The sequence below is a fragment of the Aquisphaera insulae genome, from assembly GCF_011064615.1.
In the GTDB taxonomy this organism is placed as follows: Bacteria; Planctomycetota; Planctomycetia; order Isosphaerales; family Isosphaeraceae; genus Aquisphaera; species Aquisphaera insulae.
Map to the genome: position 1 here is coordinate 37,772 of NZ_JAALJH010000050.1, position 24,190 is coordinate 61,961.

At 70.5% G+C, this 24,190-nt stretch carries 15 protein-coding genes; 8 read left to right on the plus strand and 7 right to left on the minus strand.

Features of this window, described 5'->3' with window-relative positions; translation table 11 throughout:
- Positions 1-3: 3 nt before the first annotated feature.
- Complete coding sequence (locus G6O54_RS23305) at positions 4-930, minus strand: alkaline phosphatase family protein (protein ID WP_165228591.1); 927 nt, start codon at positions 928-930, stop codon at positions 4-6.
- A 415-nt stretch (positions 931-1,345) separates the two neighbouring features.
- Here G6O54_RS23305 and G6O54_RS23310 point away from each other — a divergent pair, with 415 nt between their 5' ends.
- From G6O54_RS23310 to G6O54_RS23320, 3 genes are all read left to right on the plus strand, one after another.
- Positions 1,346-2,524 carry an exo-alpha-sialidase gene (locus G6O54_RS23310; RefSeq protein ID WP_165228593.1) on the plus strand — a complete coding sequence of 393 codons (1,179 nt, stop codon included), beginning with the start codon at positions 1,346-1,348 and terminating at the stop codon, positions 2,522-2,524.
- A 358-nt stretch (positions 2,525-2,882) separates the two neighbouring features.
- Complete coding sequence (locus G6O54_RS23315) at positions 2,883-5,423, plus strand: PSD1 and planctomycete cytochrome C domain-containing protein (RefSeq protein WP_165228595.1); 2,541 nt, start codon at positions 2,883-2,885, stop codon at positions 5,421-5,423.
- 27 nt (positions 5,424-5,450) lie between these two features.
- Positions 5,451-6,896: a DUF1501 domain-containing protein gene (locus G6O54_RS23320; RefSeq protein ID WP_165228597.1), complete on the plus strand. Its 1,446-nt coding sequence runs from the start codon at positions 5,451-5,453 to the stop codon at positions 6,894-6,896.
- Here G6O54_RS23320 and G6O54_RS23325 read toward each other — a convergent pair.
- Entirely contained in the window at positions 6,875-11,533 is a 4,659-nt protein-coding gene (locus G6O54_RS23325) for a PAS domain S-box protein (protein WP_165228599.1), read from the minus strand. The two genes, G6O54_RS23320 and G6O54_RS23325, sit on opposite strands and share 22 nt — an antisense overlap.
- 538 nt (positions 11,534-12,071) lie before the next feature.
- Between G6O54_RS23325 and meaB the strand changes: the two genes are divergently transcribed.
- From meaB to G6O54_RS23345, 4 genes are all read left to right on the plus strand, one after another.
- Entirely contained in the window at positions 12,072-13,133 is a 1,062-nt protein-coding gene (meaB, locus tag G6O54_RS23330; protein ID WP_165228601.1) for a methylmalonyl Co-A mutase-associated GTPase MeaB, read from the plus strand.
- 99 nt (positions 13,134-13,232) lie between these two features.
- Positions 13,233-14,765, plus strand: coding sequence for an acyl-CoA carboxylase subunit beta (locus G6O54_RS23335; protein ID WP_165228603.1), 1,533 nt, complete (start codon positions 13,233-13,235; stop codon positions 14,763-14,765).
- Between the two features lie 52 nt (positions 14,766-14,817).
- Positions 14,818-16,806, plus strand: coding sequence for an acetyl-CoA carboxylase biotin carboxylase subunit (gene accC / locus G6O54_RS23340; protein WP_165228605.1), 1,989 nt, complete (start codon positions 14,818-14,820; stop codon positions 16,804-16,806).
- A gap of 69 nt (positions 16,807-16,875) precedes the next feature.
- Positions 16,876-18,198, plus strand: coding sequence for a Gfo/Idh/MocA family protein (locus G6O54_RS23345; protein ID WP_165228607.1), 1,323 nt, complete (start codon positions 16,876-16,878; stop codon positions 18,196-18,198).
- 75 nt (positions 18,199-18,273) lie between these two features.
- Here G6O54_RS23345 and phaC read toward each other — a convergent pair whose 3' ends face one another.
- The 5 genes from phaC to G6O54_RS23370 form a co-directional block, all read right to left on the minus strand.
- Positions 18,274-19,425, minus strand: a complete 1,152-nt coding sequence (gene phaC / locus G6O54_RS23350) for a class III poly(R)-hydroxyalkanoic acid synthase subunit PhaC (RefSeq protein ID WP_165228609.1) — start codon at positions 19,423-19,425, stop codon at positions 18,274-18,276.
- Between the two features lie 65 nt (positions 19,426-19,490).
- Positions 19,491-20,291: a 3-oxoacyl-ACP reductase FabG gene (fabG, locus tag G6O54_RS23355; RefSeq protein ID WP_165228611.1), complete on the minus strand. Its 801-nt coding sequence runs from the start codon at positions 20,289-20,291 to the stop codon at positions 19,491-19,493.
- Positions 20,292-20,353: 62 nt separating this feature from the next.
- On the minus strand, positions 20,354-20,824 hold the full coding sequence (locus G6O54_RS23360) for a hypothetical protein (RefSeq protein WP_165228613.1): 471 nt from the start codon (positions 20,822-20,824) through the stop codon (positions 20,354-20,356).
- A 74-nt stretch (positions 20,825-20,898) separates the two neighbouring features.
- Positions 20,899-22,083 carry a thiolase family protein gene (locus G6O54_RS23365; protein WP_165228615.1) on the minus strand — a complete coding sequence of 395 codons (1,185 nt, stop codon included), beginning with the start codon at positions 22,081-22,083 and terminating at the stop codon, positions 20,899-20,901.
- A 179-nt stretch (positions 22,084-22,262) separates the two neighbouring features.
- A complete protein-coding gene (locus G6O54_RS23370) occupies positions 22,263-22,736 on the minus strand; it encodes a hypothetical protein (RefSeq protein ID WP_165228617.1) in 474 nt (157 codons plus the stop codon).
- A gap of 564 nt (positions 22,737-23,300) precedes the next feature.
- On the opposite strand from G6O54_RS23370, the gene G6O54_RS23375 reads away from it, so the two are divergent.
- Positions 23,301-23,696: a histone gene (locus G6O54_RS23375; protein WP_165228619.1), complete on the plus strand. Its 396-nt coding sequence runs from the start codon at positions 23,301-23,303 to the stop codon at positions 23,694-23,696.
- Positions 23,697-24,190: the final 494 nt, after the last annotated feature.

Below are 24,190 nucleotides of genomic sequence, written 5' to 3' on the forward strand. Positions count from 1 at the left end.
GCCTCAGCGGTCGTTGCCGTGCGAGGGGGCGGCCGAGAACGCCGAGCGGACCGGCCGGGCGATCCAGCATTCCGGCGTCTCGAGGCCGAGCACGAGGGCGAGCGTCGCCGCCGTGTCGAAGGTATTGACCGGCGCCTGGATCTCCCTGCCGGCCGCGATGCCGGGGCCGGCGATGATCCAGGGGATCTCGAGCTCGCCCATCGTGTTGCCGCCGTGCCCCTTCCCCTTGCCGCCGTGATCCGCCGTGACCAGGACCACGGTCGTCTCGGCGATGCCGGCCTCGCGGATGGCCTCGAGGATCCGGCCGACCAGGCGGTCCGCCTCCTCGACCGACCCGTAGTATTCCGGCGTGCCGTGGCCGTGCCTGTGGCCGGCGTGGTCCACGTGGTCCAGGTGCACGAAGGCGAGCGTCGGCCGCTCCGACTTGATGTAGGCGGCGGCCCGCTCGGCCGTGGCCTGCGGCCCCTTCGGGTTCTCGATGACGTCGGCCACGCCCTTCTCCACCAGGCGGGCGTAGTCGCCCCAGTCGTGGAAGATCCCGATCTTCGCCTTCGGCCGCTGATCGCGGAGCAGGCCGTAGATCGTGGGGAAGTGATCGCGGGGGCCGACGGCCGTGGGGGTGATTGCCTTGTCGCCGGGCTTCCAGTCGTTGGACGTGACGCCGTGCTGCTCGGGCCCGGCGCCCATGATCATCGACGCCCAGTTGGAGCTGCTGGACGTCGGCATGACGCCCCGGGCGTGGTACGTCCAGGCCCCTCCCTTCCGCAGGCCGTCGATCACGGGCACCTTCGCCTTGCGGAGGCCGTCGGGGCTCAGCCCGTCGATGCCGATGAGGACGACGTGCTCGACGACCGGCCCCGCCGCCGCGCCACGAGTGAGGGCCGAGGCGATGAATAGCGCACCGGCGGCGGTCCAGATGGCTCGCTTCACGGGAGTTCCTTCTAGTGAGTCCAGCTCGTCCGGCGTGACGGCCTGCGGATGGAGTCCGGTTTCGATGGACGCAGTGGATGGCCGAGGACGATCGAGCTTATCTTACTCGAGGAATAGGGTGGGCACGCTCATTCCGAGGCGGCGACCTTCCGGGCGGCAAGGCCATCGCTCGAGGGCTCGGGGCCGCGTGGCTGAAGGGGGACTTCCCCCCGCTCCCGCGTCCGACTCATCATCGGCGGGACCAATTGTTGCCGCGCCACGCCTCATTTCAAGTGAAGATCCTGTGATCGCAAATATTTGATATTTGGCGCGGCCGGGACGCGGCCCGTGGATGCCGGATCGCTGGATTGCCCCGGGCTGATCGGTTACCGTCCGTGTGGTCCTGGGGATCCGGCCGGCGATGGGGGATGCAGCGATGATATGTGAAAATGATCTATCGTGGCGGTGGATCGGCGGCCTGGCCCTGCCCGCGTGGATGGCGCTCGCCTCCGCGGCCGCGGGCGGCGAGGCGCCGACCGTCGTGACGGTGGCGTCGGCGGCGGAAGGCGCCGGGCGTGGAGGCCGGCAGCCGCAGGTGGCGGTGGATGGCCGCGGCCGGATCTTCGTGGCCTTCGGCGAGGGGGGCGCGATCCGCTTCGCGCGGTCCGACGACGGCGGCCGCAGCTATCGGGCCTCGGAGGTCGGCAGGGCGGATGCCCTGATGGTGGGCATGAGGCGGGGGCCGCGCATCGCCGCCGTCGGCGATCGAGTCGTGGTCACGGCGATCGGGGGGCTGGAGCGCGAGGGATGGTCCGGCGACCTGCTCGCCTGGCGATCCGCCGACGCGGGGGACACCTGGGCCGGACCGATTCGGGTCAACCGCGTCGAGGGCTCGGCGCGGGAGGGGCTGCACGGCATGGCCGCGGGGCCGGACGGCTCCGTGTATTGCACCTGGCTGGACCTCCGCGCGAAGAAGACCGAGGTGTTCCTGGCCCGCTCGCGGGACGGCGGAGCCACCTGGGAGCCGGATCGCCTGGTCTATCGGGCGCCGGGCGGGAGCGTCTGCGAGTGCTGCCATCCCTCGGTGTCCGTCGGCCCGGACGGGGAGGTCGTCGTGATGTGGAGGAACCAGGTGGAGGGCTCGCGCGACCTCTTCCTCGCCCGCTCCCTCGACGGGGGATCCTCATTCGGCCCGGCAGAGAAGCTCGGCCGCGGGACCTGGCGGCTCCAGGCCTGCCCGATGGACGGCGGCTCCGTGGCGGTGGGGCCCCCCGGCGCGATCGAGACGGCGTGGATGAGGGCGGGCGAGGTCTTCACGGCCCGGCCCGACGAGCCCGAGCATCGGCTCGGCCGCGGCGTCCAGGCCTGGACGGCGGTCGGACCGGGCGGGGCCTACGCGGTCTGGCTGGCGTCCCGCCCCGGGCGAGTCCTCGCGAAACTCCCCGGCCGGGAGGAGCCCCTCACCCTGGCTGGCCGGGGCAACGACCCGGTCGTCGCCGCCGCGCCCGGAGGCCGCGGCCCGGTCGTCGCGGCCTGGGAGGGGGAGACGGGCGGCGTCTTCGCCGCGGCCCTGGGGCGAGTCGCGGCCCCGGGAGCCGAGCCAGGTAGGCCCTGACGCGGAGGGCCATGAGGCCGGCCGGCCTTCGCGAATGGAGGCCATCGGCCCCGGTGAGCCCCCCGTCGACGTGCGGCGATGCGCCCGGCCCGTCGGATGTCGACCGGTCCGGGTGCCGCCGCTCGCCGTCGCAATCCATTGGCCAGATTCTCTGTTCTCTCGATGAAACGATTGCCGAGAGATGAGAGAGCGACTATTGTTGGAGGCACTGCCACGTCCCACCTGCTATAGCTCGCGCGGGAAACGGCGCGTCCCGAGCGATCCGATCCATGCCGGTTGAGGACCCACCCCGATGGACATGGTGCGAGGGACGGGACACCGGGCCAGGACATCCAACAACGTCGCCGGACGAACGCGCATGGCCGTCGCGATGGCGCTGGCGGCGGTCGTCACGACGATCGGGATCTCGCCCGAAGTTGCGGCGGCCGAGGGCCCGGATCCGGAGCAGGTGAAGTACTTCGAGACGGAGATCCGCCCCCTCCTGGCGACGAGCTGCCTGGGCTGCCACGGAGCCGAGAAGCAGAAGGGGGGACTCCGGCTCGACTCGAAGGCCGCGATCGTCGCCGGCGGCGACAGCGGGCCGGCCGTCGTGCCGGGCAAGCCGGCAGAGAGCCTCCTGGTCGAGGCGGTCAACTACGCGAGCGACGACCTCAAGATGCCCCCCAACGGCCAGCTCAACCAGGCCCAGCGGGGGGCGCTGTCGCGCTGGATCACGATGGGAATGCCCTGGCCGGAGGCGGATGCCCGGGCCGCGTCCCTGGCGCATGCCGCCGGGGCGAGGGCGTCGAAAATCACGGACGAGGACCGGGCGTTCTGGTCGTTCCAGCCCCTCCGCAGGCCGGCCGTCCCGAGCGTGGACGACGGCGGTTGGGGTCGCAACGAGATCGATCGCTTCCTCTTCGCGGGGTTGAAGGCGGCCGGGCTGTCGCCGGCCCCCGAGGCGGGGCGAGGGGTGCTCATCCGCCGGCTCTCGTTCGACCTCCTGGGCCTGCCCCCGACGCCCGAGGATGTGGAGGCGTTCGTCGCCGACCCGGCCGGCGACGCGTATGAGGTCATGGTCGATCGTATGCTGGCCAGCCCCCGCTACGGCGAGCGCTGGGGGCGGCACTGGCTGGACCTGGTCCGCTACGCCGAGTCGGACGGCTACCGCGCCGACGCCTACCGACCCGACGCCTGGCGATACCGCGACTATGTCATCAAGGCGATGAACGAGGACCGCCCCTACGACCGCTTCGTCGCCGAGCAGCTCGCCGGCGACGAGATCGACCCCACCGACCCCGCGCTGCGGGTCGCGGTCGGTTTCCTGCGGCTGGGCACGTACGAGCGCAACCAGCGCGACGTGCCCGGCCAGTGGAGCACCATCCTGAACGAGATCACCGACGTCACCGGCGACGTCTTCCTCGGCCTGGGCATGGGCTGCGCCCGCTGCCACGACCACAAGTTCGACCCGATCCTCCAGAAGGATTACTTCCGGCTCCAGGCCTTCTTCGCGCCGATCGCCCTCCGCGATGACCTGAGCCTGGCGTCGAACGCCCAGTGGCAGCACTACGAGGATGCCCTGGCGGCCTGGGAGGCGAAGACGGCCGACGTCCGCGCGGAGATCGCCGCGCTCGAGCGGCCCTACCTCGAGGAGCTCGGCCGCGGCGCGCTCGTCAAGTTCCCGGCCGAGATGCAGGAGATCCTCGGCCGGCCGCCGGCCCGGCGGACCCCGCTGGAGGAGCAGCTCGCCCAGCTCGCCTACCGCCAGGTGACCGAGGAACACGACAAGATCGACGCGGTGATGAAGAAGAGCAAGGACGCCGCGACGTACAAGCAGCTCACGAAGCGCCTGGCCGCCCACGACCGCGACCGGCCGCAGGCCCCCCCGCGGCCCCCCACGATCACGGACGTCGGGCCGATCGCGCCGCCGACGATCATCCCGGGAGACCGGGCCAGGCGGCCGGTGGAGCCGGGCTTCCTGACGGTCCTCGGCCCCGATCCGGCCCGGGTCGGCCGGTCGCCGACGGCCCCCAACTCGACCGGCCGGCGCACGGCCCTGGCGCGCTGGCTGGCGCGGGCGGACAACCCGCTCTCGACCCGCGTGGCCGTCAATCGCGTCTGGCAGTACCACTTCGGCCGCGGCCTGGTGGGCACCTCCAGCGATTTCGGCCGGCTCGGCGACCGGCCCAGCCACCCGGAGCTGCTCGACTGGCTCGCCACCGAGTTCGTGGCCAACGGGTGGAGCCTGAAGCACGTGCACCGCCTGATCGTGACGTCGACGGCCTACCGTCAGGCGGCCGGACACCCCCGCGCGGACCTCGCCCGGAAGGTCGACCCCGAGAATCGCCTGCTCTGGCACTGGTCCACCCGCCGGCTCGAGGTTGAGCCGATCCGGGACGCGATGCTGGCCGCCAGCGGCGAGCTCGACCTGGCGGCGATGGGCGGACCCGCCTCCGACCCCGCGGCGCCCCGGCGGACGGTCTACACGAGGGTCATGCGGAACACCCGCGACCCGCTGGGCGAGGCGTTCGACGGCCCCGACGGCTCGATCACCACGCCGCGGCGCGACGTCACCGTGACGCCGATCCAGGCGCTCCTCATGATCAACGGGTCGTGGCCCATGGCCCGCGCCAGGGCGATGGCCGACCGGCTCTCCGCGTCGGCCTCCGACGACCGAGGGCGGGTCGACCTGGCCTATCGCCTGGCCTTCGGCCGCGCCCCTTCCCCCGACGAGCGGGGCGACGCCATCATCTTCCTCCACGACCAGGCCCTTCGCGCCGCGCCCCCCGAGGCCGTCGCCGGGGGCGGCGGCAAGGGCGTCGGGATCGCCGCGGCCCCTTCGAGCACGGGGGCCGCGGTCGCCCTCGTCGATTTCTGCCATGCCTTGTTGAATTCCAGCGAATTCCTCTACGTCGATTGAGTCGCCTTCGCGGCCGGGGGCCCGACCATGAACGACACGATCCCCCACACCGAGATCCCGCTCACGCGGCGAGAGCTGCTCCTGCGGGGCGGCGCCGGCTTCGGCGCGCTGGCGCTCCTCGGGATGCTCGGCGAGAGCCCGCTCCCGGCGGCCCCGCCGACCGGGAATGCGCTCGCGGCGGGGGGCGGCCCGTGGACGCTCCCGCCCCGGGCCAGGAGCTGCATCTTCCTGTTCATGGAGGGGGGGCCCAGCCACATCGACACGTTCGATCCCAAGCCCCTGGTCAACGCCCTCGCGGGCAAGCCGCTGCCCGCCAGCTTCAAGCCCGTGATCACGCCGATGGGCGAGGCCGGCTCGCCCATCCTGCCCGTGAGGCGCAAGTGGGCGCGGCACGGCGAAGGGGGCCTCTGGCTCTCCGACTGGCTGCCCCACCTGGCCGGCTGCGCCGACGACCTCGCCGTGATCCGCTCGTGCTGGTCGAACGGCCTGAACCACGTCGGCGGCGTCTGCCAGATGAACACCGGATCGACGGTCGCCGGGCGGCCCTCCCTGGGGAGCTGGGTCAGCTACGGGCTGGGGACCGAGAACCGCAACCTGCCCTGCTACGTGGTGCTCCAGGACAACCCCGGGCTCGTCGCCGGCGGCCCGCGCAACTGGGGCTCGGGCTTCATGCCGGCCACCCACCAGGGGATCCGCCTGGGGGGCGACTCGCGCGAGCTGATCCCGAACCTGAGCAACCCCGCGGACGTCGGCGAGGCCCGCCAGCGCGGCAAGCTCGAGTTCCTCGATCGGCTCAACGCCCGCCACGCCGAGGATCACCCCGACCAGACCGAGCTCGACGCGCGGATCCGCGCCTACGAGCTGGCCTTCCGGATGCAGGCCGAGGCCCCGGAGGCGGTCGATCTCGCCGGCGAGCCCGAGGAGACGAGGGCCCTCTACGGCGTCGACGACCGGGAGACGTCCGCGTTCGGCCGCAACTGCCTCCTGGCTCGCCGCCTGGTCGAGCGCGGGGTCCGCTTCGTCCAGCTCTACCATGGCGCCGGGGCCAGGTGGGACGCCCATTCGGGCATCGAGAAGAACCACGCCGAACTCTGCCGGTCGATGGACCGGCCCGTCGCCGGCCTGCTCAGGGACCTGAAGCGCCGGGGCCTCCTGGACCAGACGCTGGTCGTCTGGGGGGGCGAGTTCGGCCGCACCCCGATGTCGGAGAAGGGGGACGGCCGCGACCACAATCCCTACGGCTTCACCATGTGGATGGCCGGCGCGGGCATCCGCGGGGGCCGCACCGTGGGCACCACCGACGAGGTCGGCCTCCACGCCGTCGAGGACCGGCTCCACGTCCACGACCTCCACGCCACCATCCTGCACCTGATGGGGGTCGACCATTCCCGGCTTGTTTACCTGCACAAGGGCCGGCCCGAGCGTGCCACCCTGAACGAGGGCGTCGTCTCTCAGTCCATCCTCGGCGTCTGACCCGTCTCGCACCCCCGCGGATTGCCTCGCAGTCCTTCCTCGGCCGCCAACAGGTCGTGAATCCGCCGCTGGAGCACGGAGAGCCTGACCGGCTTGCTCAGGTAGTCGGTGGCGCCGGCCTTCAGGGCCCGCTCGCGGTCGCCTTGCATCGCCAGCGCCGTCAGGGCGATGATCGGCACGTCCTGCAGCCCCGGGGACAGGCGGAGTCGGCGGATCGCCTCCAGCCCGTCCAGCCCCGGCATCTGGATGTCCATCAGGATCAGGTGGGGGGACCGTGACCGGGCGCGGGCGATCCCCGCCTCGCCATCGGCGGCCTGTTCGACGGCGTACCCCTTCACCTCGAGATAGTCGCGGAGGGCACGCACGCCGGCCTGGTCGTCGTCCACGATGAGCACCCGCGTCTGAGCAAGGCCGGGATTCGTCCCGGCTCCGCCGGTCGGCGCCTCCGCCCCCCCCGTCTCGCGGCCCTCGGGACGGGGCCGGACGTCGGGCTCCCAGGGCAGCACGATCGTGAATCGGCTACCGCGGCCCGGCTCGCTTTCCACCTCCAGCATACCGCCGTGCAGCTCGGTGAGGCGCTTGGCCAGGACCAGTCCCAGCCCGGTCCCGGAGTAGCGCCGGTCCAGCCCCGAGTCGAGCTGCATGAACGGCTTGAACAGCCGGCTCAGCCCCTCGGGGCTGATGCCGATGCCGGTGTCCCAGACGGCGAAGCGGGCCACCCGGCGCGACGGGTCGTACGTGACCTCCAGGCCGACCCCCCCGCCGGCGTCGGTGAACTTCACCGCGTTGGACAGCAGGTTGACCAGCACCTGCTTGAGGCGACGCTGGTCGGCGACCACGCGGCCGACCGGGTCGTCGATCGAGAGTCTCACGGGGATCGACTTGCGCTGCGCCGCCTGCTTGACGAATCGTACGGCCGATTCGCAGAGCGGCCCGACGGCCACCTCCGCCACTTCCAGCTCGACCATGCCGGCCTCGATCTTGGCCACGTCGAGGATGTCGTTGATCAGGTCCAGGAGGTGCCTGCCGCACTCGTGCACGTCGAGGACGCACCTCCGCTGGTCGTCCCCCAACTCGCCGTAGACGCCCTCCGCCAGGCCCTCGGCGAACCCCAGGATGCCGTTGAGCGGGGTCCGCAGCTCATGGCTCATGCTGGCCAGGAACTCGTCCTTCATGCGAGACGAGCGGACGAGCTCGGCGTTGGCGAGGGCCAGCTCATTCGAGCGCTCGCGGAGGGATCGCTCGAGCCGCTTCCGGTCGGTGATGTCGCGCATGATGGTCGAGATGTATGCGACCTCGCCGTCGTCGCCGTGGTGGACCAGGATGAGCTGAGAGACGGGGATGGCGCGGCCGTCGGCGGCGAGCACCTCGGTCTCGCCGGCCCAGTGGCCGTCGCGGACGGCGGCCGGGATCCCTTCCTGGAGGATCCGCGCCGCCGAGTCGGCGGGGTGAAGGGCGGCGATCGTGGCCGGGCGTCCCTCGCCGGCCGCCGGGATCCCCACCACCTCGCGGAATGACCGATTCTCCCATCGCGGCATGCCGTCGAGGGTCGCGGTGGCGATGAAGTCGGTGGACGAGTCGATGATCGCGGCGAGCTCCTGGACGGCCGCGGTGCGGTCGGCGACCCGCCGCTCCAGGTCGGCGTTGAGGGCACGGACGGCGTCCTCCGCCCGCACCCGATCGGTGACGTCCAGGATCACGCCGACGATGCCCCGGGGCCGTCCGTCGGGGCCGTCGAAGGTGGTCTTGTGGAAGACGACGTTGAGCACCCCGTCGGGGCTGAGCAACTGGGTCTGGTGGACTTGCAGGCCCCGCTCGGCGAGCAGGCGGCGGTCCATCTCGGTATAGAGGTCCGCCAGGCCGGCCGGGACGAGCTCGTGGGCGGTGTGGCCGACGACCCGATCCCGCTCCCGGCCGAGGAAGCGGAAGAAGGCGTCGTTGCCCTCGACGTAGCGGCCCTCGGTGTCCTTGAAGAAGACGGGGGCCGGGATGGCCCTCAGCAGGGTCTCCTGGAATGCCTGATTGTCCCGGAAGGCCGCCTCGGCACGCTTGCGGGCCGTGATGTCGATGAAGGTCGAGAGGATCACCGCCTCGCCCCCGAGGTCCATCACCTGCGCGCAGAGCTGGGTCGAGAAGTTCTCGCCGGACTTGCCCCGGAAGTCCTGCTCCCATCCGTCCACCGACCCTTGCTGGCGCAGGGCGTCTGCGAATCGTTCCCGCTCCGCGGGCGACCACCAGATCCGCAGATCCGCGGGCGTGCGGCCGATCGCCTCGTCGCGGCCATAGCCCGTCAGCGCGGACCAGGTTTCGTTCACGTTGAGGAATCGGCCGTCCTCGAGCCGCGTCAGGGCGATGGCGGCCGGGTTGCTGGCGAAGGCCTTGGCGAACATCTCCTCGGAGAACCGCAGCGCCTCCTCGGCCCGCTTCCGCCCGGTGATGTCCACCACGATGCCGAGATAGCGGGTGAGGCGGCCGTCGGTGTCGCGCACCGCCCGCCCGCGCGACATCAGCCAGCACTCCGTGCCACGGGGATCATGGCCCCGCCATTCGATGGAGATCTCGGGGGCCGCGGCCGCCGCGGCGGACCGGACTTCCGCGTCGGCGCGGTCGCGGTCGTCCGGGTGCACCGCGGCTAGCCAGGTCTCGTATGACGGGGTGCAGCTATTCGGCTCCAGGCCGTAGAGCCGCCAGACCTCGTCGGACCAGGAGAGGGCGTCGGTCGCCAGGTCCCACTCCCAGACCCCGGCGCCGGCCGCTTCCATGGCCAGCCGGAGCCGCTCGCGGCTCTCCCGCAGCTCGTCCGCCGCGCGCTTCTGCGCCGTGATGTCCCGGGCCGTCACGACCGCGCCCACGATCGCCCCGCCCTCGCCCCGGATGGGGCCGAAGCTGTAGCTCCCGACCCAGGTCTCGCCCGTGTCCCTGCGGTGCAGCGTGTACTCGGCGCCGGTCACCGCCTCGCCCCGCAGCGCCCGCGGGACGGCCCAGCGGTCCAGCGGCGCCAGCTCGCCGTCGGGGAACCGTACGTCGAGGAAGTCCGTGTACTCCGAGAGGGTCTTCGCGCAGTCGTCCTTGCCCTTGAACTTGTGGAAGGTGGCGAAGGCCTCGTTGAACTCGACGAATCGGCCCTCCGCGTCGGAGACGAACACCGCGTCGGTCATGCTGGCCAGGGCCGCCTCCAGCCTCGCCCGGGCCTCCTTCTCGCGGTGCTCGGCCTGCTTCTGGGGGGTGATGTCCACGATCGTGCCGGCGGCGCCGAGCGGGCGTCCGTCGGGCCCGCGGTCCACTCGCCCCCGGCACTGGAACCACCCGGTCGTGCCCTCGGTGGTCGGCGAGCGGAACTCGAAGACGATCTCCGGCGTGCGCCCCTCGAACGCGTCGCGGATCGCCGCGGCGATCCGCTCGCGATCGTCGGGATGGTGCCAGGCGATCCAGCTCGGCAGGTCGTCGGGCGGGCCCGCCGGACCGCCGTCGACCCACCCCCAGAACGCCGGATCGATCCGCCGGATGGTCGCGTCCCCGTCGGCTTCCCAGGTGACCACCCGCCCGCTCGCGGTCGCCAGCCGGTATCGGTCGTCGGCCAGTCGTGACTCCTCCTCCGCGCGGCGGCGATCGGTGATGTCCTGGACCACCGCGAGCTGGTAATCGTAGCGGCCCTGGGCATCTCTGATGGCCACGACGGAGACGTCCACCCAGATCGACGAGCCGTCGTGCCGGGTGTATTGCTTCTCCGCCCTGACGGGCCCGGCGCCGTCGAACAATTGGGCCAGGTCGACGTCGGTCAGGTCGAGCTCGCCAGGACGAGACGCCCTCCGGGTTCCCGCCGCCGGGGGCTCGCCGCCGGGCAGCCCGAGCATGGCCCGCAGGGCCTCGTTGATCACCAGGAACCCTCGGTCCGGCGAGGCCAGGATGATGCCGACGCCGGCCTGATCGAAGACCGCCCGGAATCGCTCCTCGCTCTCCCTCAGCACCGCCTGGTCTCGCCGCCGGCCCGTCAGGTCGCGGGTCGTCGAGAGGTAGCGGACCTCACCCCCCCAGTCCACCGCCCGAGCATGCAACTCCACCGGGTAGATCGAGCCGTCCGCGCGGCGGTGAGCCGATTCGAAGACGAGCGTCCGGTCCGGGTCGGCCCTCAGCCTCCCCATGATCTCCTCGACCTGGACCGGCGTGAGCTGGGCGTCGAACTCCGCCACGCTACGCCCCATCAGCCCCGCTCGCGTGTGCCCCAGCGACTCGCAGGCGCGGGGATTCGCATCGACGATCCGGCCGGCCTCGTCCGTGAGGTAGATCGGGTCCGCGAGGGCGTCGAAGATCATCCTGAGCCGGCGCTCGCTCGCCGCCAGCACCCGGCCGGACGCCTCGATCCGGTCGAGGTGCCTCCGCAGCATGTGGAGCAGGACGATGGACGTGACGACGATGAAGCCGATCACGTCCGCGGCCGCCAGCCAGGAGAGCCGCGCCCCGCGTGCGCCGGACCTCTCGAGGATGACCATCGAGGCCATGGCCCACGTCGCGGTGATCCCCACATAGGTCAGCACGACCCGTCCCGGCGTGGATTGCGACCGGACCTCCGGGCCCGCATCCCGAAGGCGGGGGCCGGAGCCGTGATCGAGGCCGTCGTGGACTCCCGGGATCTTCATGGATACCTCGAGGCCGCCGGACCGCATCGCCCGAGCATCGGAGGAGAGCGTCGCTCGGGCCGTCGTGGCTCCCGTCGTCGCGCCCGGATGGACCGGCCTCGAACGTGGCGGCGCACAGGTCCGGGGATTCCGCCGCCAGGGCGGGGCGCGGTCCCCTTCGGAAGTCCGGCACGAGGGAGGACATCGGCGGACGGCACGACATCGGGACGACTCGTCGGGCGAATCGCCTTCAATCACACTCTATCCGGCGGGCCGGACCCGGGGACAGACCCTCGACGCCCTTGCCGGGGGCATCCGAGGAGTCACGATGCTCCGTGGCGCACGGGCGCAGGGATCTCCTCGCCGGCGTCGCCGGTCCCGGCGGCGCGGAGCGGAGCGGGCGAGGATCCAGTGCCGGGTCGCCGCGAGGATCCGCGGGCAGGGGCGACGGGTGGCTGGTTTCGCCTTCGCGTGGGCTTCATAATGGAGGCCGTCTCGAAGCTCTTCCGGGGAGGGCGGATGCCCTCCGACCTCGCAGGAATGCACTGCCTCGCATCGCATGATGAAAGACCTCACGACCGGCAAGCCGCTGCTGATGGCCGCCGACTTGAAGCTGATGGAGGGGGTACTCGCCCGCCAGCCCCGGGCGCTGGCCAAGGCGATCACGCTGACCGAATCCACCCGGGCCGACCATCAGGCGAGGGCCGGGGCGATGCTCGACAAGCTACTGCCCTTCACGGGGAAGTCGGTCCGGCTGGGGATCAGCGGATCGCCCGGCGCGGGGAAGTCCACGTTCATCGAGGCCCTGGGAGTCTACCTGATCGGCCTGGGAAAGCGGGTGGCGGTGCTCGCGGTGGATCCCTCGAGCGCGATCTCCGGCGGCTCGATCCTCGGCGACAAGACGCGGATGGAGCGGCTCTGCCAGGAGAAGGACGCGTTCATCCGGCCCTCGCCGTCGCACGGGTCGCTTGGCGGCGTCGCCGAGAAGACCCGGGAGACGATGCTGATCTGCGAGGCGGCCGGCTACGACGTCGTCCTGATCGAGACCGTCGGCGTCGGCCAGTCGGAGACGACCGTGGCCGGGATGTGCGACATGTTTGCCCTGATCCAGCTCCCCAACGCCGGCGATGACCTCCAGGCGATCAAGAAGGGGATCATCGAGCTGGCCGACATCATCGTCGTCAACAAGGCCGATCTCGACCCCGAGGCGGCGGCGATCGCGCGGGGGCAGATCTCCGGCGCCCTCGGCCTGCTCCGCCCCGCCTCCGCGAACTGGCGGCCGCCGGTCGTCGAGGCGAGCGCGGCCACCGGCAAGGGGATCGACACCTTCTGGGCCGAGGTCGAGAAGCACAGCAAGGTGATGACCGAGAGCGGCGAGCTCCAGGCCAGGCGGCGGCGGCAGGCCGTGGACTGGATGTGGGCGATGATCGACGCCGGCCTCCGCGCGCGGTTCCGCCGGCACCCGACGGTGAGGCGCGACCTGGACGCCGTGATCGCCGCCGTGGCGAGCGGCGAGCAGGGCCCCTCCGCGGCGGCGTATCAGCTACTCGGCCACCTGGACCTGCCGGCGCCCCCGAGGTCGCCCGACGCGAAGGCCCAGGCCGCGGAGAAGAACCCGTAGCCGGGGGCGGGGGGCCGCTCCGATCAAGACGCGATTGCAGCCCGATCGAAGCTCGAATCTCTCTCGTCCACTCACTCCGAGCGCAGCGAGGGGTCGGCCATGTACGACATCATCCGCCAGCTTGATGAGAAGCGGGCCGCGGCCCGGCTGGGGGGCGGCGAGAAGCGGATCGCCGCCCAGCATGCCAAGGGGAAGCTCACCGCCCGCGAGCGGATCGAGCTGCTGCTCGACCCCGGCTCGTTCGAAGAATGGGACATGTTCAAGGGGCACCGCTGCGTCGACTTCGGCATGGCGGGCCAGTCGGTCCCCGGCGACGGCGTGGTCACCGGTTACGGCACCATCAACGGCCGCGTCATGTTCGTCTTCAGCCAGGACTTCACCGTCTTCGGCGGCTCGCTCTCCGAGGCCCACGCCGAGAAGATCTGCAAGATCATGGACCACGCCATGAAGGTCGGCGCGCCGGTGATCGGCCTCAACGACTCCGGCGGGGCGCGGATCCAGGAGGGCGTCGCCTCGCTCGGCGGCTATGCCGACGTCTTCCAGCGGAACGTCCTGGCCTCCGGCGTGATCCCGCAGGTCTCCCTGATCATGGGGCCGTGCGCCGGGGGTGCGGTGTACTCGCCGGCGATGACCGACTTCATCTTCATGGTGAAGGACTCCTCCTACATGTTCGTGACCGGCCCGGAGGTCGTGAAGACGGTCACGCACGAGGAGGTGACCGCCGAGGAGCTCGGCGGGGCGATCACCCACACGTCGAAATCGGGCGTCGCGGACCTCGCCTTCGAGAACGACGTCGAGGCCCTGATGATGACCCGCCGGCTGCTCGGCTTCCTCCCCTCCAGCAACACGAGCCGGCCGCCGACGGTGCCCACCGAGGACACCCCGGACCGCGTCGAGACGTCGCTGGATACCCTCGTCCCGGAGAATCCCAACAAGCCGTACGACATCAAGGAGCTGATCGTCAAGGTCGTGGACGAGCGCGACTTCTTCGAGCTGATGCCCGACCACGCCAGGAACATCGTCATCGGCTTCGGCCGGATGGACGGCGAGACCGTCGGCTTCGTCGCCAATCAGCCCCTGGTCCTGGCCGGCTGCCTGGACATAAGGAGCGCCATCAAGGCGGCCCGGTTCGTCCGCTTCTGCGACGCGTTCAGCATCCCGATCGTCACCTTCGTGGACGTGCCGGGCTTCATGCCGGGCACGGCCCAGGAGTACGGCGGGATCATCAAGCACGGGGCCAAGCTGCTCTTCGCCTACGCCGAGTGCACCGTGCCCAAGGTGACGGTGATCACCCGCAAGGCCTACGGCGGGGCCTACGACGTCATGTCGTCCAAGCACCTGAGGGGGGACGTCAACTTCGCCTGGCCGTCGGCCGAGATCGCCGTCATGGGGCCCAAGGGGGCGGTGGAGATCATCTTCCGCGAGGAGAAGGGGGACCCGGCGCGGCTCGCCGCGCGCGAGAAGGAGTACAAGGAGAAGTTCGCCAACCCGTTCATCGCCGGCCACCGGGGCTTCATCGACGACGTGATCATGCCCCACGAGACCCGCAAGCGGATCTGCCGGTCGCTGGCGATGCTCCGCGGCAAGCAGCTCGAGAACCCCTGGCGCAAGCACGGCAACATCCCGCTCTGACGCGAAGCGACGAGACGAGACCGCGGGGAGCCCCGCGAGATCCGAGGCTGTCATGTTCCAGAAGATCCTGATCGCCAACCGGGGGGAGATCGCCTGCCGCGTCATCCGGACGGCGCGGGCGATGGGCATCCGGACGGTCGCCGTCTATTCGGAGGCGGACAAGGACGCCCGCCACGTGGACCTCGCCGACGAGGCCGCCTGCATCGGCCCGCCGCCGTCCCGGGAGTCTTACCTGGATATCGACCGGATCCTCGCCGCCTGCAGGGAGACGGGGGCCCAGGCCGTCCACCCCGGCTACGGCTTCCTCTCCGAGAACGAGGAGTTCGCCCGCCGGCTCGAGGACGCCGGGATCGTCTTCATCGGCCCCAAGCCGCATTCGATCGCCGCCATGGGGGACAAGATCGCCTCCAAGAAGCTGGCGAAGGAGGCGAGGGTCAGCACGATCCCCGGCTTCGACGACCCCATCGAGTCGGCCGCGCAGGCCGTGCAGGTGGCGCGCCAGGTCGGCTACCCGGTCATGATCAAGGCGTCCGCCGGGGGGGGCGGCCGCGGCCTCCGCGTCGCCCGCGACGACGGGGAAGCGGCCGAGGGCTTCGATTCCTGCCGGACCGAGGCGAAGGCCGCCTTCGGCGACGACCGCGTCTTCATCGAGAAGTTCGTCGAGGAGCCCCGTCACGTCGAGATCCAGGTCCTGGGCGATTCCTTCGGCAACGTCGTCCACCTCTGGGAGCGCGAGTGCTCCATCCAGCGGCGGCACCAGAAGGTCATCGAGGAGGCCCCCTCCCCGTTCCTCGACGAGGAGACGCGCCGCGCCATGGGCGAGCAGGCCGTGGCCCTGGCGAGGGCGGTCCGCTACGAATCGGCCGGCACGGTCGAGTTCGTCGTCGGCAAGGACCGCAGCTTCTACTTCCTGGAGATGAACACCCGCCTCCAGGTCGAGCACCCGGTCACCGAGCTGATCACCGGCCTGGACCTCGTCGAGCTGATGATCCGCGTCGCCGCCGGCGAGCGGCTCCCCTTCAAGCAGGCGGACGTCGCGCGGGACGGCTGGGCGATCGAGTGCCGGATCAACGCCGAGGATCCGTTCCGCAACTTCCTCCCGTCCACCGGCCGGCTCGTCCGCTTCATCCCCCCGGAGGAGCAACCGGGGGCCGTCCGCGTCGACACCGGGGTCTTCGAGGGGGACGAGATCTCGATCTACTACGACTCGATGATCGCCAAGCTGATCGTCCACGGGGCCGACCGCGCCGGGGCGATCGCGCGGATGCAGGCGGCGCTGAACTCGTTCGTGATCCGCGGGATCTCCTCCAACCTGGCCTTCCAGGCGGCGCTCACGAGGCATCCGCGGTTCGCCTCGGGCCGGTTCCACACGGGATTCATCGCGGAGGAGTTCCCGAAGGGCTTCTCCCCGGCGGCCCTGGAGCACGAGAATCCGCTCCTGCTCGCCGCGGCGGCCGCGTACGCGCGGCGGCGGTACATCCACCGCGCCGTCCGGACGACGGGCCAGATGAAGGGGCACGAGCGCCGCGTCGATCCGGCGTGGGTCGTGCTCATGCAGGGGAGGCGCTATCACCTGGACGTGCACCTGGTCCCGGGGGGCTGCGACATCCGCCATGACGGCAGGGATTACGCCCTGCGGACCGACTGGCGGCTCGGCGACCTGCTCCTCCGCGGCACCTGGGACGGCGTGCCGATCTGCATGCAGGTCGAGCGGATGGGCCTGAAGTACCGCGTCTACCACTGGGGGACGCAGGTGGACGCCATCGTCATGACCGGCCGCGCCGCGGAGCTGCTGGCCCTGATGCCGGACAAGCCGCCGCCGGACCTGTCGAAGTTCCTGCTCTCACCCATGCCGGGCCTGCTGACCCAGGTCGGCGTCAGGCCCGGCCAGGAGGTCCGCGCCGGCGAGAGCCTCGCCGTGATCGAGGCGATGAAGATGCAGAACATCCTCCGCGCCGAGGACGACTGCGTCGTCGCCGAGGTCCTGGCGAGGGCCGGCGACAGCCTGGCCGTGGACCAGCCGATCGTGCGATTCCAGTAGCCCCCTGCCCTGCACTGCCCTACCGTTCCCTGCCTCGTTCCTCCTCCTCTCCTTCACAGGAGCCCTCCCATGCGATCGCCCGCCTCTTCCCCCCTGCCCGTCTCCCGCCGCGACTTCGTCAAGGGGACCACGACCGCGGCCCTCTCCACGGCCGCCCTCGGCGCCGTCGCCAACGTCCATGCGGCCGGCAGCGACGAGATCAAGCTCGCGCTGGTCGGCTGCGGCGGCCGGGGCACCGGCGCGGCGGCCGACGCGCTGGGCAACCACGCGCACAGCAACGTCAAGCTGTTCGCCCTGGCGGACGCCTTCGAGGGGCCCATCGATCGGGCCCTCGGCGACCTGAAGGGCCAGTTCCACGACAAGGTGGACGTCCCGCCGGAGCGTCGATTCGTCGGCCTGGACGCCTACGAGAAGGCGATCGCCGCCGGCGCGGACGTCGTCATGCTCTGCACCCCGCCGGGCTTCCGCCCCGCCCACCTCGCCGCCGCGGTCGCGGCCCGGAAGAACGTCTTCCTGGAGAAGCCGGTGGCCGTGGACGCGCCCGGCTATCGCGCCGTGAAGCTCGCCAACGACGAGGCGAAGCGGCGCGGGCTCTCGATCGCGGTCGGCCATCACCTCCGCCACGCCAAGAACCACAAGGAGGTCGTCGCGCGGATCCACGACGGCCTGATCGGCGACCTGCTGTTCACGCGGGCGTACTTCCACACCCAGGGGATCTGGAACCGCCCCCGTCAGCCCGGGATGTCGGAGATGCAGTACCAGGTGAACAACTGGTATCACTTCGTCTGGCTGAGCGGCGACCATCACGTGGAGCAGCACGTCCACGGCATCGACGCCTGCAACTGGATCGCCCGGGGCGTCCCCACCCGGGCGACGGGGCTGGGCGGCCGGCAGGTCCGCGCCGAGCCGGGCATCGGCGAGATCTACGACCACCACTGCGTCCAGTACACCTACGGCGACGGCTCGTACAGCTTCAGCGAGTGCAGCCAGATCGCCGGGACCTGGTCCAACTTCAGCCATCACGCCCACGGCACGAAGGGCCGCGTCAGCTTCGACGGCAACGACCTGGTGACGATCCACGAGAACGGCAAGCCCCCGCTGGCCCTCAAGCCGGTGCGCGACGGCCATCAGGTGGAATGGGACGACTTCATGGCCGCGATCGTCGCCGGCAAGCCGTACAACGAGCTCGACGGCGCCGCCGACAGCACGATGACGGCGATCCTCGGCCGCATGGCCACCTATACCGGCCAGCTCGTCACCTGGGACGAGGCCGTGAAGTCCGACCTGGCGTACGCCCCCGAACGGATCGCCTGGGACGCCGCGCCGAGGTCGAAGCCGGGCCCGGACGGGATCTATCCCTGCGCGCTGCCGGGGCTGACGAAGGCGTTCTGAGACGCCCGGCAACCGCTCGAGGCATGGCCGGCGCCCATCGGCGCCGGCCGGGGCCCGAGCGCGATCATCCCGCGATCACTTGGCCTTGGTGGACCGCTCGGCGAGCCACTGGGTGGACTCGGGCCAGAAGGACTTGTGGGCCTTGGAGCTGACCGAGAGGCCGATGTGGCCGGCGGCCAGGCTCCGGAGCATCACGTCCTTCGATCCGACCAGGTCCTTGAGGGCGTCGCTCTGGCAGGGGGGCACCAGGTGGTCGCCCGTGGCCGTGAGGATCTGCACCGGGCAGGTGATCTTCTTCAGGTCCACCGGCGAGTCGCCCAGCGTGAACGTGTTCTTCGCCAGCTCGTTCCGCTGGTAGAGCTTCTTGACGAACTCGCGGAAGGTCTCGCCGGCCACGGGGATGTTGTCGTTGCCCCACTTCTCCATGGCGAAGTAGTTCTCCATGAACTTCTCGTCGTCCATCTTCTCGAAGAAGGTCAGGTACTTGCCGTAGAAGTTCTGGACCGGCTTCATCATGGCGAAGCTCGCCTGGAGGAACGTCGCCGGGACGTTGCCGAAGGCGTCCACCAGGGCATCCACGTCGAAATACTCCGGGTTGGACCAGAAGGAGACCAGCGTGTCGTCCTTGCCGGCGGCGAAGTCGATGGGGGCGGCCATGGTGGTCAGCGTCTTCACGAGCTTCGGGTTGCGGGCCGTGAAGATGGTGGACATCGTCCCGCCCATGCAGTAGCCGACCAGGTGGAGGGCCGGCGTATTGTGCCGCTTGCGGACGACCTCGGCGCAGTTGCCCATCAGGCTGTCGATGTAGTCGGTGAGCGTCATGCTCCGGTCGGCCGCGGAGGGGACGCCCCAGTCGATCAGGTAGACGTCGAAGCCGCGGGCCAGGAGCTGGCGGACGACGCTCCGGTCGGGTTGCAGGTCCACGATGTAGGGGCGGTTCACGAGCGCGTAGCAGATGAGGATCGGCTCCTTGAAGGCCGCCGGGGCCTCGCGACGATAGTGGAGGAGCTTGAGCGTGTCCTCCTCGTAGGCGACGTCGGAGGGCGTGGTGCCCACCTGCACGTCGCGGGCCTGCTCGATGACCCGCGGGATGGCGAAGAAGCGGCTCCACGTCTTGAGGGTCGCCTCGTAGAAGGCCTTCTGCTGCGTGAGCAACTGCTCGAACCACTGCTGCTGGAACCTCGCGGCGGCCGCGGCCGCGTCGCTGAGCGGACTGGTGGTGGCCATGGCTGTGCCTTTCCCGTCAAGGTGTGTCGTGCCGGCGGGGGCCGTCGGTCGATCGGGCCCGCGCGTCACATCGCGAATCCCCCGTTGATGTCGAGGATGTGGCCGGTGATGAAGCCGGCCGAGTGCGAGGCCAGGTAGACGACGCCGGCGGCGATCTCCACGGGCTCGCCCATCCGGCCCATGGGGGTGGCCGCCAGGACCATCTCCATGGCCTTGTCGGGGATGCCCTCGGTCATCCGCGTGCGGGTGAAGCCGGGCGCCACGGCGTTGACGGTGACCCCCTTGCGGGAGTACTCGCGGGCGAGCGTCTTGGTCAGGCCGATCATCCCGGCCTTGGCGGCCGCGTAGTTCGCCTGGCCGTAGTTGCCGATCTCGCCCGACATGCTCGACATGTTGATCACCCGCCCCCATCCCCGGCCGGCCATGTCGTCGATGAAGTGCTTGGTGACCAGGAAGACGCTCGTCAGGTCGGTGGCGATCACCTCGTCCCAGAGGTCCTTGGTCAGCTTCCTGAAGGTCCGGTCGCGATTGATGGCCGCGTTGTTCACGAGGATGTCGACCTGCCCGAAGTCGCGGAGGACCTCGTTGCACATCGCCTCGACCTCGGCCTCGAGCGCCACGTTGTGGGCGTAATACTGCGCCTTGCGGCCCATCCCGCGGATCAGCCGGCAGACGTCCTCCGCGGCGTCGCCCCCGGTGTTGCAACTGATGGCGACGTCGGCGCCGGCGTGGGCGAGGCCCAGGGCCACGGCGCGGCCGATCCCGCGCGAGCTGCCGGTGACGAACGCCTTCTTGCCGGCCAGGCTGAAATCGGGGGTCGCGGATTCGAGATCGTTCTCGTCGAGGATCGCATTACCGGTCGACATGATCGGGCTCCATACGAGGGCGACGGGGAGGGTGCTGAACTGCGGCTCCGCGGTCGGGCCGCTCACCGCGAATCGATGGCGCTCAACCGCTCCTCGATGACGTCGAGGCGGCGGAGGATGGCCTGCTCGGTGCCGTGCAGGCGTTCGAAGAGGCCCGTGATGTCCGCGGCCAGGGGGAGGCCGAGCTGGCGGGCCGTGTCGGTGATCGCCTGGTCCTGGGCGACCTTGAGCTGGATGACGCCCTTGAGGGTGTCCTTCATCAGCTCGAGGTAGGCCGGGGTGCGCATGAACGTCTCGAAGCTCTGCGAGAGCGCGTCGAGCCAGCGCTGCTGGAACTTCTGGGGGTCGGCCGCGGTGCCGAATGCCTCGAGGAGCGCCTGGGTGCCGCGGGCGGATTGCTCCAGCCACTGGGCCCAGAGGGAGGCGGCGGCGGTGAACGGGTCGGCGGCGGAGGGCGGGCCGGCCGCGGGGGCCGCCCCGGGGTCGTCGCCGTTGGAAGGCTCGGGCCGGGGCCTGGACCTGGTGGTGCTCATGATGGTCTCCTGGCGAATGGGGGGGCCGGGCCGGCCCGCGGGCACGCGGCGGGTCGGCCCGGTTCGATTCGGGGTCAGCCGATCATCTCGACGGCCATGGCGATCCCCTCGCCGCCGCCGACGCAGAGGGCGGCCACGCCGCGCTTGCCGCCGGTCCGCTTCAGGCCGGTCATGAGGGTGACGAGGAGGCGAGCCCCGCTGCAGCCGATCGGGTGGCCGAGCGGGACGGCGCCGCCGTAGATGTTGGTCCTGTCGGGCGGCAGGCCGAGCTGCTTGCCGCAGGTGAGCGCGACCACGGCGAAGGCCTCGTTGACCTCGAAGAGGTCCACGTCGGAGACGCTCCAGCGGGCCTTCTCGAGGACCCCCTTGACGGCGCCCACCGGCGCGGTCGTGAACCACTCGGGCTCGTGGCTGTGCAGGCAGGCGGCGACGATCCGCGCCCGCGGCTTGAGACACAGGCCCTCGCAGCCCGCCGACGAGGCCAGGAGCAGGGCCGCGGCGCCATCGTTGATGCTCGAGGCGTTGCCGGCGGTGACGGACCCCTCCGGATTGAACGCGGCGCGGAGGCCGCGCATCTTGGCCTCGTCGAACTTGTTGAGGCCCTCGTCCTCGGCCACGACCGTGGTCTTGCCCCGGGCGGCGATCGAGACCGGCGCGATCTCGTCGGCGAAGGCTCCGTCGGCCACGGCCTTGCGGGCCCTGGCGTGGCTCTCGACCGCGAAATCATCCTGGTCCTTGCGGCTGATCTCGAACCTCGCGGCGCACTGGTCGGCGAAGTGGCCCATCGGCTTGTTGCTGTAGGCGTCGGTCAGGCCGTCGTACATCAGGGCGTCGACGACCTCGCCGTTGCCCAGGCGGTAGCCCTCGCGCCCCTTCAGGAGCATGTACGGGGGCCGGCTCATGTTCTCCATGCCGCCGGCGATCGCCACGCCGGCCTCGCCGAGGCGGATGATCTGGTCGGCCAGCATCACCGCCCGCATGCCCGAGGCGCACGCCTCGTTGACCGTCAGGGCGTGGGTCCGCTTGTCGAGCCCGCCGAGGACGGCGACCTGGCGGGCCGGGTTCATCCCCTGGCCGGCGCCGATGCAGGTGCCGAAGATCAGCTCGTCCACCGCGTCGGCGGGGATCTTCGTGCGCTCCACCAGGGCCTTCACGCAGGTCGCCCCGAGCTGCGCCGCCGGGACCCCCGCCAGGGAGCCCATGAACGCGCCCATCGGGGTCCTCACGCCCGTTATGATCAGGGTGCTCTCGCCCGCCATCGCTGACCTCCTCGACCCGCTTGAGAACTCATCGGTGATTGGGGAAGGGACCTCGAGGCCGCTCGTCGTCTCGTCTCGGGGGCGATCTCGCATCCGCGGCGCCGGGGAGAGGACGACGCGTCACGGCGGTCCGCCGCGGCTTCATTGCATTGCGTTGCGATGCGTCGCGGCGAGATCGGTCAGACCTTCAGGCCGGCGGACGCCGTGGACGCCGCGTCGCACCACTTCTGCATGGCCGTCTGGACGTCGCGGACCTGGGCCTCCGCCACCGTCCTGAGGCACTCGAAGCTCTGCTTCCAGAGCTCCTCGGTCAGCTTCTGGAACTGCTTGGGGTCCCTGGCCTGGCCGACCCGGAACGCCTCCTCGATCGTGCGGATGCCGGCCCGGTACTGCGCGTCCAGCGACTCGCGATGCTTGTTGAGCATCTCGGTCACCGAATCCGCCCAGGCCCGCTGCGCCTTGCTCAACTGCTCGAGCCAGGCCGTCCCCGGCAGCGCCGAGGCGCTCGCCGCGGCCGCCGCGACCGGGTGGCCGAGCCCCTGGCCCGCGAGCACCTGCGGCCACTGCATGGCCCAGTTGCGGATCATGTCCTGCTGCATCTTCAACGTCGATTCCGCGGCCTTGCGGTAGTTCTCCAGGATCAAGTCGAACATGGCCATTCTCCTGAGCGCTGTTGATCGATTCCCACGGCCTATCCTGGTCGCGATCGGCCACGGAGTCAAGGAAAAATGCTGCAACTGCAAAATTTTCTCCTGGCCGGTAAATCACGCCACTTCTGATCGTTTTCCCGATATCGAGCGGACTCCATCCCGCATGTGCACACGGGGCATGCGGGGCGGCCTCGCCGTCGATGGGCGGGCACCATAGCGGCACGAATCGAGACTGGAGAGAATAGAAGGTCGATAATATCTGAGAGTGAACATGCAGTGGTGTTGTGGCGGCGTGGTCCGGCCGGGCCTGGCGTCGCTTCGGGAGCGCGCGAGGCCCCCGGTCGGTTGAGGTGTCGTGATCTCGGGATGTCTCGAAGCCCCGATGGGACGACGCGAGGGCCAAAGGGTGGAGATATAGGGATAAAAACCCCTGGAAAATCAGAAATTCCGTGAAAAATGGACCTTTATTGTCTTGCCCAGGCTAGTATATTAACTAATGATCCCGTGGGAGATCGGCGAATAGCCCGATCCACGGCTTCCAAAAGAGACCTCTGAGGGTTTTCCACCATGGCGACGAAGAAGGCTGGCGTGACGAAGGCCAAGGCGACCCCCAAGAAGGCCGCACCCAAGGCCGCGGCCCCGAAGGCCGAAGCCCCGAAGGCCGCACCCAAGAAGCCCAAGGCCGCACCCAAGGCGGCCGTCAAGAAGGCCCCGCCCAAGAAGGCCGCCCCCAAGCTCAGCCCCACCCAGCAGGCCCTCCTCGACACCATCTCCAAGGTCACCGAGCCCCTCGGCTTCTTCTCCCCGAAGAAGGTCGAGCAGAAGACGATCGACGCCCTCCTCAAGCACAAGCTCGTCAAGAAGGGGAAGAAGCACGCCGAGTCTAAGAGCTTCTACGTGCTGATCTCCAAGGAAGGCAAGAAGATCCTCGATACCCTCGCCGCCCCCGCCGCCAAGGCCTGATCCGGGTCTGTCGCGACGTCGCGGCATCATGTGATGATCAATCCCGACCGCCCCGGCCGCCTTCGCGTCCGGGGCGTTTTCATTCCCAAGGGCGGGGGCCGGTGTCCTCCCCCCTCCCCTCCGGCCGGACCGCCTCGGAATCTCCGACGGTCCCCGGCCGGGCAGCGGGGCGAATGCCGCGCGGAAGCGATCCGGCAGGGCGACGAATGCGAGGAGCTCGATCGCCCCTTCCCATCGGTGGAAGTGCGAGCGAGCGGCCCTCGCCCGCCCTGGAGCGCCCAACGATTGGAATGCTCACCAACGAAGGTTGTTGTGGGAACCGACTCCGTCCGGCGACCGGTCGGGCCGATGACCTCGCCCTGAGCTCCGTCCCCGTGCCATCCCCGAGGGAGCCGGCCCTTTCATCGGACGTCTGGGCCGCATTCGTGATCCGCTCTATCAACGAGAACACCGGCCGAAGGTGAACCAAGGGTCCGCCTCCGGCCGGTGTTCGT

Coding starts and splice junctions, on each gene's coding strand:
- G6O54_RS23310 (WP_165228593.1), top strand. CDS start 1,346: ATGATATGTGAAAATGATCTATCGTGGCGGTGGATCGGCGGCCTGGCC.
- G6O54_RS23315 (WP_165228595.1), top strand. CDS start 2,883: ATGGCCGTCGCGATGGCGCTGGCGGCGGTCGTCACGACGATCGGGATC.
- G6O54_RS23320 (WP_165228597.1), top strand. CDS start 5,451: ATGAACGACACGATCCCCCACACCGAGATCCCGCTCACGCGGCGAGAG.
- G6O54_RS23325 (WP_165228599.1), bottom strand. CDS start 11,533: ATGAAGATCCCGGGAGTCCACGACGGCCTCGATCACGGCTCCGGCCCC.
- meaB (WP_165228601.1), top strand. CDS start 12,072: ATGATGAAAGACCTCACGACCGGCAAGCCGCTGCTGATGGCCGCCGAC.
- G6O54_RS23335 (WP_165228603.1), top strand. CDS start 13,233: ATGTACGACATCATCCGCCAGCTTGATGAGAAGCGGGCCGCGGCCCGG.
- accC (WP_165228605.1), top strand. CDS start 14,818: ATGTTCCAGAAGATCCTGATCGCCAACCGGGGGGAGATCGCCTGCCGC.
- G6O54_RS23345 (WP_165228607.1), top strand. CDS start 16,876: ATGCGATCGCCCGCCTCTTCCCCCCTGCCCGTCTCCCGCCGCGACTTC.
- phaC (WP_165228609.1), bottom strand. CDS start 19,425: ATGGCCACCACCAGTCCGCTCAGCGACGCGGCCGCGGCCGCCGCGAGG.
- fabG (WP_165228611.1), bottom strand. CDS start 20,291: ATGTCGACCGGTAATGCGATCCTCGACGAGAACGATCTCGAATCCGCG.
- G6O54_RS23360 (WP_165228613.1), bottom strand. CDS start 20,824: ATGAGCACCACCAGGTCCAGGCCCCGGCCCGAGCCTTCCAACGGCGAC.
- G6O54_RS23365 (WP_165228615.1), bottom strand. CDS start 22,083: ATGGCGGGCGAGAGCACCCTGATCATAACGGGCGTGAGGACCCCGATG.
- G6O54_RS23370 (WP_165228617.1), bottom strand. CDS start 22,736: ATGTTCGACTTGATCCTGGAGAACTACCGCAAGGCCGCGGAATCGACG.
- G6O54_RS23375 (WP_165228619.1), top strand. CDS start 23,301: ATGGCGACGAAGAAGGCTGGCGTGACGAAGGCCAAGGCGACCCCCAAG.